Origin of the sequence: Methylocystis heyeri, assembly GCF_004802635.2 — a bacterium.
GTDB classification, from domain to species: domain Bacteria; phylum Pseudomonadota; class Alphaproteobacteria; order Rhizobiales; family Beijerinckiaceae; genus Methylocystis; species Methylocystis heyeri.
Genome location: NZ_CP046052.1, coordinates 3011185 through 3018539, shown reverse-complemented (window position 1 = coordinate 3018539; position 7355 = coordinate 3011185). Strand labels below are relative to the sequence as shown.

Annotated in this window: 5 protein-coding genes; 4 read left to right on the top strand and 1 reads right to left on the bottom strand. The window is 63.8% G+C overall.

Going from position 1 to position 7355, the window contains the following annotated elements:
- Positions 1–4 precede the first annotated feature (4 nt).
- The 4 genes from H2LOC_RS13795 (at position 5) to H2LOC_RS13780 (ending at position 6819) form a co-directional block, all read left to right on the top strand.
- On the top strand, positions 5–1684 hold the full coding sequence (locus tag H2LOC_RS13795; RefSeq protein WP_136496903.1) for a cyclic peptide export ABC transporter: 1680 nt from the start codon (positions 5–7) through the stop codon (positions 1682–1684).
- Positions 1647–4064, top strand: coding sequence for a penicillin acylase family protein (locus tag H2LOC_RS13790; RefSeq protein WP_136496902.1), 2418 nt, complete (start codon positions 1647–1649; stop codon positions 4062–4064). The genes H2LOC_RS13795 and H2LOC_RS13790 overlap by 38 nt, the downstream gene beginning before the upstream one ends.
- Positions 4065–4279: 215 nt before the next feature.
- Positions 4280–5476 (top strand): YncE family protein, encoded by a 1197-nt coding sequence (locus H2LOC_RS13785; RefSeq protein WP_136496901.1) that lies wholly within the window; start codon positions 4280–4282, stop codon positions 5474–5476.
- A gap of 194 nt (positions 5477–5670) precedes the next feature.
- Positions 5671–6819 carry a hypothetical protein gene (locus H2LOC_RS13780; protein WP_136496900.1) on the top strand — a complete coding sequence of 383 codons (1149 nt, stop codon included), beginning with the start codon at positions 5671–5673 and terminating at the stop codon, positions 6817–6819.
- A gap of 250 nt (positions 6820–7069) precedes the next feature.
- Here H2LOC_RS13780 and H2LOC_RS13775 read toward each other — a convergent pair whose 3' ends face one another.
- Entirely contained in the window at positions 7070–7312 is a 243-nt protein-coding gene (locus tag H2LOC_RS13775; RefSeq protein WP_136496899.1) for an acyl carrier protein, read from the bottom strand.
- Positions 7313–7355 lie beyond the last annotated feature (43 nt).

Genomic DNA, 7355 nt, shown 5'->3' with positions numbered 1-7355 from the left:
GATCATGAAACCGGAAGCGCGGGCGTCGATATTGGATCTGTGGCGGATGTTCGGCGCCCCGAAAGCGGCTTTGATCCTGTCTGGGGCCGCCGGCCTGCTCGCGGGGGGCAGCAGCGCGGGACTGGTGATGCTCGTCAACCGGTCGCTTTCCGGAGGCGCCGAGGGCGCCGATAGCGCGACGCCGCTCGTCTTCACAGGCCTCTGTGCGCTGGCGCTGATCTCGAGCTCGGTTTCGGTGGCGCTTCTGTCGAGAATAGCGCAGGAGAACCAATACAGGCTGCGGATGCGGCTGGCGCAGCGCATTTTGAACACCCCGGCGCATCGGCTGGAATCCTGTGGACGGCATCGGCTGATGGCGGCGTTGACCGACGACGTGCAAAGCGTCGTCGCGGCGCAGGAGGTCCTGCCTTTTCTTTTTGTGGAGGGCGCCAAGATCGTCGCAGCTTTCAGCTACCTCGCCTATCTCTCGCTTCCGTTGTTGGGCTTCGTTCTGTTCTTCGTCGTGTTCGGCGTGTTGAGCTATCAATTCGCGCAAGCGCAGGCGATGCGCTGGTTCGCTCTGGCGCGGGAGACCGACGACGCCCTGTTTCGACATCTTCGCGCGCTCACCGAGGGCTACAAAGAACTGATGATGGATGCGAGGCGCAGGACCGCATATCTCGAAGCGGATCTGGAGCGCACTGCGCGATTGCTGCGAAATCGGCTCAACAGGGCCAATGTGATCGCGGTCCTGGCCAATAACTGGAGCGAAACGCTCTACTACGTCTGCATCGGCGCGATCCTCTTCGTCGCTGCTAGGCTGGTCGAGACGCCGCAGGCGACGTTGATCGGCTTCACGCTCGCCATTCTGTTCATCGGCGGACCGCTCTCGGTCATTTTCAACGGGATTCCCGCGATCGCGAAAGGCGTCGTGGCGCTGCGAAACATCGAGGCGCTGCGGCTGGAGAGTTCCGATAACCCCCTTGCGCCAGTCGATCGGCCGGTCGAGGGCGCGAGCCCGCAGACCCTCGCGCTCGCCGGGGTGACCTACCGCCATCAGGGGCAGGGCGAGAATGGCGGCTATCCGATCGGTCCCTTCGATTTCGTGATCCGCCCGGGAGAGCTGATCTTCCTGACTGGAGGCAACGGAAGCGGCAAGACCACGCTGGCGCTCGTCATTCTCGGGCTCTATGCGCCGACGACAGGGGAGGTTCGCATCGGCGGAGAACGCGTCACGGACGGAAATCGCGAAGCTTATCGCCAGAATTTTTCCGCCGTCCTCTCCGACTCCTATCTTTTCGACTCCTTGCTCGGCTACGGCGAAGGAGCCCAGCGCGAGCAAGCGGAGGCCTTGCTCGCCATGCTCGAACTCGATCACAAGCTGCGTATCGACGGGGGGCGCTTCTCCACCATCGATCTCTCGCGCGGCGAGCGTAAACGGCTCGCCTTGCTCGCCGCTTGTCTCTCGGACAGCCCGTTCTTCCTGTTCGACGAATGGGCCGCCGATCAGGACCCGAAGTTCCGCGATTTCTTCTATCGGCGCCTGCTGCCTGATTTGAAGGCGCGGGGGAAGACCGTGATCGTGATCACGCATGACGATCGTTATTTCCGTTTCTGCGACCGGCGCCTGCATCTGACCGTGGGCCAGCTGGAGGAGCTGCAGCCACATGCGCCCGATTTGCCCGCAGCCGCCGTTTTGGAATAGGGCGGCGCCCAGACGCCTGGGATGGTTCCTTCTCGCTGCGACGGCCTTGCCGGTTCTGTCCGCAGGCGCGGTTCTCGGACTCCTCCGCCTGTCCCTGCCGGATCTCGATCGCGGCCTCGACTTCGTCGAACTTTCCGCGCCGGTCGAAATCGCATTCGACGCACGGGCGACGCCGCATATTCACGCCGCCAATCGCGACGACGCCTTCGCCGCGCTTGGTTTCGTCACGGCCGGCGATCGGCTGTTCCAGATGGATCTGTTGCGCCGTCGGGCTGCAGGGCGGCTCGCGGAGATATTCGGCGAGAAAACGGTCGCCTCCGACAGGCGCAGCCGTGTGTTGGGACTCGAAGGCGTCGCGCGTGAGGCGCTGGCCCGGCTGCCCGGGCCGCAGCGATCGACGCTGGCGTCCTACGCCGCCGGCGTGAACCGCGCGATCGCCGGGATGCGGGCCTGGCCTTTTGAATTCTACGTCCTCGGATATCGGCCGGAGCCGTGGCGCGCGGAGGATAGCCTGCTCGTGCTGCTGGGGCTGGAGGACCTGATTTCGGACGGCGAAGCCCAGGAGAGAAACGCGACGATCATGCGGCGCGCGCTGCCGCCCAAGGTCGTCGCCTTTCTTACGCCCGAGGCGGATTGTTTCAACCAGAGGCTGGCCCCGCGAGATCCCGAATATTGCGCGGAAGGCGCCGCGCCGGTCGAAGACCTCGCGCCCTTGTTCAGGAGCCGGGACAAGCGCGTCGAAGGAGGCGCCGCCGCGCGCGAAAACAGAGCGCCGGCCTCCAACGCCTTCGCGGTCTCGGGGAAAAAAACCAGGGATGGAAGAGCCATACTCGCAAACGACATGCATCTCGCGCTGTCGGTTCCGAATATCTGGTATCGGGCCGAGCTCGAATATGGCGGGGCGCGACTTGCGGGGCTGACCCTGCCGGGCCTTCCGCTGATGCTGGCCGGCGAAAATGCAAAAGTGGCCTGGGGCTTGACCAACCTGCGCGCGGACGTCGCCGACCTCGTCGTCTTGTCGGGCGAGGCGAACCGAACCGACGAATATCGCACGCCTGCCGGATTTCGCGCCTATGGCGCGCGGACGGAGACGATCCAGGTCCGCGGCGCTTCGAGCGAGATACTGACGGTCGAGGAGACCCTGTGGGGGCCGGTGGCGCCCGAGCGCCTGCTTGGAGAAAAGGTCGCTTTGCATTCGGCGCTGCTCGATCCCGCGACGACCGATCTCGCTTTGCTCGACATGGACGCCGCGCCGTCCGTCGGGGAGGCCGCTGCGCTTTTCCGACGGGCGGGCGGTCCCCCCCTCAATGTGGTGTTGGCGGACGATCACGGCGACGTCGCCTGGACGGTGATGGGCCATCTACCGCTCCGGGTCGGCACGAGCGGCCTGTTCAGCGAGAGCTGGGCGGACGGGACCCGCGGCTGGCGGGGCTATCTCTCCCCGGACGATCTGCCGCGCCGCGTCGATCCGCCGTCGGGGTTCATCGTCAGCACAAATCAGAGAATGCTCGGCGCCGCCGAGTTCAAAGCCGTGATCGGTCACGAATATCAGGGCGGCTTCAGAGCCTGGCGCGCCGCCGAAGAATTGTCGCGCGCCGATTACGTTTCCGAAAAGGATCTTCTGGCCCTGCAGCTGGACACGACCTCCTCCTACTACGCCTACTATCGCGATCTGGCGCTGAAAGCGCTGGCGGGCGAGACTTCGGACGCGGCGGATGACGAAATCGCTTCGATCCGCCGCTATATTGAAGCCTGGGACGGACGGGCCGAGACGGAATCGCTCGGCTTGCCTCTGCTCGAAGAGTTCCGCGTCGAACTCAGGCAGAGCGTGCTTGCGCCGGTCGTGGCGCGATGCCGGGAGACGGACCCCGATTTTTCCCTGGAATGGAGCCTGCTCGACGATCCCGTGAGGCGCATCATCGAAACCGGTCGCCCCGAATTGATTCCCGAAGCGGATTATGTGGACTGGGGAAGTTTTCTGCGGGCCGCGCTGCTTCGGAGCGCCCGGCGCCTGAAAGCGCAGCAGGGCGGCGCCGATCTGGACCGGCTGACCTGGGGACGCGTCAACCGGGTCGCCATGGGCCACGTCCTTTCCCCGATCGCCCCGTTCCTGAACTTGCTGCTCGATATGTCGCCGCAGCCGCTTCCGGGATGCGGCTTCTGCCTGAGGGTCTCCGAGGATACGCATGCCGCCAATGCGCGTATGATCGTGGCGCCCGGCCACGAGGGCGATGCAATCATGCAGTTTGCAGGGGGGCAATCGGGGCAGCCGGGCTCCGCTCACTATGGCGACGAGCAGGACGATTGGCTGTTCGGACGTCCGACTCCTTTCATGAGTCAGGAAGCGCGGCACAAAGCGATCCTTCGCCCGAGGCGGTGAGACGCGAGCGGGCTGCCGCATTCGGCGCAAAAGTTTTTTCGACCTGTCGTGATTCAAAGCGCCGATACGTTTCAGTTTCGGAAGCGTCTCACACGCAAAGGAGGGCCTCGAAAGCGCGTCCATGGGCGCAGCTTTTCGACGAATCATGACCGGGGCAGCCGTGGTCTTCGATTCGAAATGCGTCGACGTTTTCGTTTTCATCAAGGGAGCAAGGCATGAATCTTTTCAGATACAATCTAGGGGCGCCGAACTTCGGGGCGACTCTCGTCATGGCGACAGCGGTTTCGTTCTGCTTCGGAGATCCGGCGCAAGCCTCGATCAACGATTTGTATGTCGTCGGCGGCAACAACACCGCTTACGTCGTGCGCACGAACTCGCAGGGCGTTCCGCAAGGCGTCGTGAGGACTATCGCATTGGGCAATTGCCCGCAGGCGGCGCGCGTGTCTCCGGATCGCACTCAGGTTTGGGTGGTCAACGGCTGCGACGCTACGGTCACGGCCATCAATACCTCCACCTATGCGACGCAAACTTTCCCGGTCGGAACCGCGGGTACCAATTTCCCGACCTTTCTGGCGTTCAGCCCCGTCAGCAACGCGGCGTACGTGATCGACGGCAACACCAACCAGGTGCTGTTTTTCGACACCTATACCCACACTCAGACCGGGACGGTCGGCGTCGGCAATACTCCTGGCTATGCGGCGGTGACACCCAACGGAGCCAGACTCTACGTCACCAATTACTTCGACAACTCCGTATCCGTGGTGAACACCTACTCCAAGTCGATCATCACGACGATCGTCCTTCCCAACACCAATCCTCCGGGCACGAGCACCCCGCCGAACGACTCCGTGGACGGGTGCAGCGCGACTTCGCTCGAATCCGTCAGTCCGCCGAGCCCGCAGGGCGTCGCCGCCAGCGCGGACGGCAACTATGTCTATGTGGTCAACGGCTACAGCGCCAATCTGTCCCCCTGCAAGAACGGCGGCAACGGCGACATTCCGTTCCAGCAAAGCACCGTGAACGTGATCTCCACCTGGAGCAATACGATCGTGGGCACGGTCCTGACCGGCGGCGACTCTGCCGACTTCCCTGCCTTCTCCCCGGATGGCAGCAAGCTCTACGTCACCAACACCGGCAATGACGACTATCCGCTCACCACGATCGGCGTCCTCAATGCTTCGTCTCGCAGCGGAGGGCCGCGGGCCGTGATCACCCTTCCGAACGGCTGGTCCGGCCCCACCGAAGTCGACACCGACCCCGACCCGCGCGACAATCTCGTCTATGTGGCGACCGACCAGAACGGCGTCGCGGCGGTGAACACGCTGAGCAACGCGGTCGTCGGGCAAGTGCCCCTCGTGGACACGACGAACGGAGCCTTCCCCACTTCCATTGCGGTCGTTCGGCGCTGGTGACGAAAGCGGCGTGACACATCTCGCGTGTCGCATGGCCGCCTCATTGCCCTGTTCCGGATTTCGGCGGCGCGGACGAAAAGTCGGCGCCGTCGGCGTTCGATCAGGTGTCGATCGGCCTGTATGCCGGGCGATCTGGCCGGCGAAACACAGCGCATCGAGCGCTTTTGCGTTGCAGACTATCGGAAGGAGCCGACGTGGGCGAACATGGATTTGCTGGCGTCCGCGGCGGCGCTCCGGCCGGACGACGCGGCGCCGCCTTGAAGGGTCCGCTTTGTTCCTTGATCATCGCTGCGCTTGCGACGCTCATTGCGGCGGCATGGGTCAATTTTTCCGTCGACTGCGGAGCGGTGTTCCTCGTCAGGCGCGCCACGGGTTCCCAACTCGTCGAGAGTTTCGTATCGAGGCTTCGCGTCAACGCGTCTGGCCTCGTGACGCCCGATCAGACCCGGCTGATCAAGCTCGAACTCGCCCGCCGCAGCGAGGCGGATTGTTTCGTCATCGGCTCCAGTCACGTCTATCAATTCGACGCGGAGACGGCGCCGGGCCTCTTTGCAGGTTGCCGGGAGGTCACGAACCTCTCCGTTCCCGCCGGCGGTTTCGAAGACATGGTGATCATCGCGCAGCTGTTTACGCAGCGGCGAGAGCGCGCGCATCTCTTCATCGAGACGCCGACCTGGGCGCTGCGGCCCAATCCGGTCCCGGTCTGGGCCAATGAATATGCTGATGTCTACGATCGCGCCAGATCGGCGCTCGGCCTCCCGCCGCGCTGGTCGCTCCTTCCGATGCTTCACGCCGGCGCGTCGCTCTTGCTGAGTTACGACTATCTCGCCGCGACGCTGAAGAAAACCTTCCGCACCGACTTCAGGCAGCGAGAGGCGCAATCGGGGATCGCGGCCGCCGACCGACGCGAGGACGAAGATCTCATCCTGCCGTCCGGCCGGTTCGCCTATTCCGACGCGGAGCCCGTTTCCCCGGGGTTGGTCAATGACGGAAGCTTCAACACCGAAGAGCCCGCGCTCGATGTGGCGACCGTGGAAGAGTTCGAGTCCGTCATCGGCGCGTTGCTGGCGCGCGGCCACCGCCTTTCCTTCATCATCACGCCTTACCATCCGAGCGTCCCTGCAGCCTGCAGAGCGCCCGCCGTCTGCCGATGCCAGAAAGCGGTGGAAAATTACGTCCGGGCCGCTGCTGCGCGCTGGGACGCGACGGTCATCGGCAGCTTCGATCCAAGGCCCTTGGGCATCCTCGCCTCGGATTTCATGGACGCCCAGCATTTGATGTTGTCCGGCGTGTCGAAGTTGAAGCTTCAGGCGCCGCCTGAACAGGCGGGGACAGCGAGATGAATCGCTCGGCCCGCCTTCGAACCTTCCTGAACGCATGCTTTCGCGCGCGCCATCTCGCCGACCGCGCTGGTTTCGTACCGCTTCCGCGAGATTGCTTCGTGATCCGCAGAAGCGACCGCCGCAAAAATCGCCGATCGACATCGCTTTTTGCGGCGAACGAATACGAAATGCCGCTCCAGTCGAGCGGATTTCGCGTCATTCGCAAAGAAGCGCATGAGCAGGCGCGTAGGGTGCGATCTCGCCGGGCGGTTCATTTCGATTTGCGCTCGATCAGATCGACAAAGTCCCCCACGACCTGCAGGCGCTCGATCTCGGCCGTGCGAAACTTGACCTTGAACACGGATTCGGCGGCGACGACGATACTGATATGCGCCATCGAATCCCATTGCGGCACGTCCGACGCTTTGGTTTCCGGATGGATCGGCGTCTCATGGTCGCCGACGATCGTTCGGATGATCTCAACGAGCCTGTCAAAGATCACGGCGTCGGCCATATCATCCCCCTCGCTTCGTTTCGCAGCGCTCGACTTCGCCCCT

Coding starts and splice junctions, on each gene's coding strand:
- H2LOC_RS13785 (WP_136496901.1), top strand. CDS start 4,280: ATGAATCTTTTCAGATACAATCTAGGGGCGCCGAACTTCGGGGCGACT.
- H2LOC_RS13775 (WP_136496899.1), bottom strand. CDS start 7,312: ATGGCCGACGCCGTGATCTTTGACAGGCTCGTTGAGATCATCCGAACG.
- H2LOC_RS13795 (WP_136496903.1), top strand. CDS start 5: ATGAAACCGGAAGCGCGGGCGTCGATATTGGATCTGTGGCGGATGTTC.
- H2LOC_RS13790 (WP_136496902.1), top strand. CDS start 1,647: ATGCGCCCGATTTGCCCGCAGCCGCCGTTTTGGAATAGGGCGGCGCCC.